Annotated in this window: 1 rRNA gene; it reads right to left on the bottom strand. The window is 51.2% G+C overall.

The features are described from left to right. Positions 1-97: 97 nt before the first annotated feature. Positions 98-2980, bottom strand: a 23S ribosomal RNA gene (locus KQY15_RS11260). Positions 2981-3000: the final 20 nt, after the last annotated feature.

The raw sequence follows: 3000 nt of genomic DNA, 5'->3' as shown, positions 1-3000 counted from the left end.
AACTTGTTGTCTGTCTTTAACTTAGCAAGCTGATATTGGGTTACTCACAACCGTATTCTTTCTACACGCTTCTCGCGCAAAACATCTTGGGCGTTGTATGGTTAAGCCTCTCGGGCAATTAGTATGAGTTAGCTTAACGTGTCACCACGCTTCCACACCTCACCTATCAACGTTGTGGTCTCCAACGACCCTTTAGTAGACTCGAAGTCTAAGGGATGACTCATCTTGTGGCCGGCTTCCCGCTTAGATGCTTTCAGCGGTTATCCGTTCCGAACATAGCTACCGGGCAGTGCCATTGGCATGACAACCCGAACACCAGCGGTTCGTTCACTCCGGTCCTCTCGTACTAGGAGCAACTCCACTCAATCATCCAACGCCCACGGCAGATAGGGACCGAACTGTCTCACGACGTTCTAAACCCAGCTCGCGTACCACTTTAAATGGCGAACAGCCATACCCTTGGGACCGACTTCAGCCCCAGGATGTGATGAGCCGACATCGAGGTGCCAAACACCGCCGTCGATATGAACTCTTGGGCGGTATCAGCCTGTTATCCCCGGAGTACCTTTTATCCGTTGAGCGATGGCCCTTCCATACAGAACCACCGGATCACTATGACCTACTTTCGTACCTGCTCGACGTGTCTGTCTCGCAGTTAAGCTGGCTTCTACCATTACACTAACCGTACGATGTCCGACCGTACTTAGCCAACCTTCGTGCTCCTCCGTTACTCTTTAGGAGGAGACCGCCCCAGTCAAACTACCCACCAGACACTGTCCGCAACCCGGATTCACGGGCCTACGTTAGAACATCAAACATACAAGGGTGGTATTTCAAGGACGGCTCCACCAGAACTAGCGTTCCAGCTTCAAAGCCTCCCACCTATCCTACACATGTAGGGTCAATGTTCAGTGCCAAGCTATAGTAAAGGTTCACGGGGTCTTTCCGTCTAGCCGCGGGTATACGGCATCTTCACCGCAATTTCAATTTCACTGAGTCTCGGCTGGAGACAGCCTGGCCATCATTACACCATTCGTGCAGGTCGGAACTTACCCGACAAGGAATTTCGCTACCTTAGGACCGTTATAGTTACGGCCGCCGTTTACCGGGGCTTCGATCAAGAGCTTCGCTTGCGCTAACCCCATCAATTAACCTTCCGGCACCGGGCAGGTGTCACACCGTATACGTCCTCTTACGAGTTTGCACAGTGCTGTGTTTTTAATAAACAGTTGCAGCCAGCTGGTCACTGCGACTCTCTATTGCTTACGGAGCAAGTCCTTCACAACAAAGAGCGTACCTTCTCCCGAAGTTACGGTACTATTTTGCCTAGTTCCTTCAGCCGAGTTCTCTCAAGCGCCTTGGTATGCTCTACCTGACCACCTGTGTCGGTTTAGGGTACGGTCACCAATACCTGAAGCTTAGAGGCTTTTCCTGGAAGCATAGCGTTAACAGCTTCGACTCCGTAGAGTCTCGTCTCGTATCTCAGTCTTAAGCATCCGGATTTTCCTAAACGCTCAACCTACATACTTTCACGCGGACTACCAACGCCGCGCCTGCCTAGCTTTCTCCGTCCCCCCATCGCAGTATTGGCCGGTACAGGAATATTAACCTGTTTCCCATCGACTACGCCTTTCAGCCTCGCCTTAGGGGCCGACTCACCCTACCCTGATTAGCATGGGATAGGAACCCTTGGTCTTTCGGCGGGGAAGTTTTTCACTCCCCTTATCGTTACTCATGTCAGCATTCGCACTTCTGATACCTCCAGCCATCCTCCCGGATAACCTTCACAGGCTTACAGAACGCTCCTCTACCACTTGTGCAAGCACAAGTCCGCAGCTTCGGTGAATGATTTAGCCCCGTTACATCTTCCGCGCAGGCCGACTCGACTAGTGAGCTATTACGCTTTCTTTAAAGGGTGGCTGCTTCTAAGCCAACCTCCTAGCTGTCTATGCCTTCCCACATCGTTTTCCACTTAATCATTACTTTGGGACCTTAGCTGGCGGTCTGGGTTGTTTCCCTTTTCACGACGGACGTTAGCACCCGCCGTGTGTCTCCCGAGTAGTACTCATTGGTATTCGGAGTTTGCATGGGGTTGGTAAGTCGGGATGACCCCCTAGCCCAAACAGTGCTCTACCCCCAATGGTATTCGCTCGAGGCGCTACCTAAATAGCTTTCGAGGAGAACCAGATATCTCCGAGCTTGATTAGCCTTTCACTCCGATCCACAAGTCATCCCCTACTTTTTCAACAGTAGTGGGTTCGGTCCTCCAGTTAGTGTTACCCAACCTTCAACCTGCTCATGGATAGATCGCCCGGTTTCGGGTCTACACCCTGCAACTATTCGCCCAGTTAAGACTCGGTTTCCCTACGGCTCCCCTATTCGGTTAACCTCGCTACAGAATGTAAGTCGCTGACCCATTATACAAAAGGTACGCAGTCACCCCACGAAGGGGCTCCCACTGCTTGTACGTACACGGTTTCAGGTTCTATTTCACTCCCTTTACAAGGGTTCTTTTCGCCTTTCCCTCACGGTACTGGTTCACTATCGGTCAGTCAGGAGTATTTAGCCTTGGAGGATGGTCCCCCCATGTTCAAACAGGATACCACGTGTCCCGTCCTACTCGTTTTCACTATAAAGGCATTGTCGTGTACGGGGCTATCACCCTGTATCGCTACCCTTTCCAGAGTATTCCACTAACACCAATTTAGCTTAAGGGCTAATCCGCGTTCGCTCGCCGCTACTAACGGAATCTCGGTTGATTTCTTTTCCTCGGGGTACTTAGATGTTTCAGTTCTCCCGGTTTGCCTCCCAACACTATGTATTCATGCTGGGATAGTGCATAAATGCACTGGGTTTCCCCATTCGGATATCTGCGGGTCTAACGCCTCTTACCGGCTTCCCACAGCTTTTCGCAGGTTAGTACGTCCTTCATCGCCTCTGACTGCCAAGGCATCCACCGTGTACGCTTAGTCACTTAACCATACAACCCCAAAATGTCTT

Origin of the sequence: Arsukibacterium indicum (assembly GCF_019100565.1) — a bacterium.
Lineage (GTDB): Bacteria > Pseudomonadota > Gammaproteobacteria > Enterobacterales > Alteromonadaceae > Alishewanella > Alishewanella indicum.
Note: the sequence above shows the minus strand (reverse complement) of the source record. Positions and strands in the feature narration are given on the sequence as shown.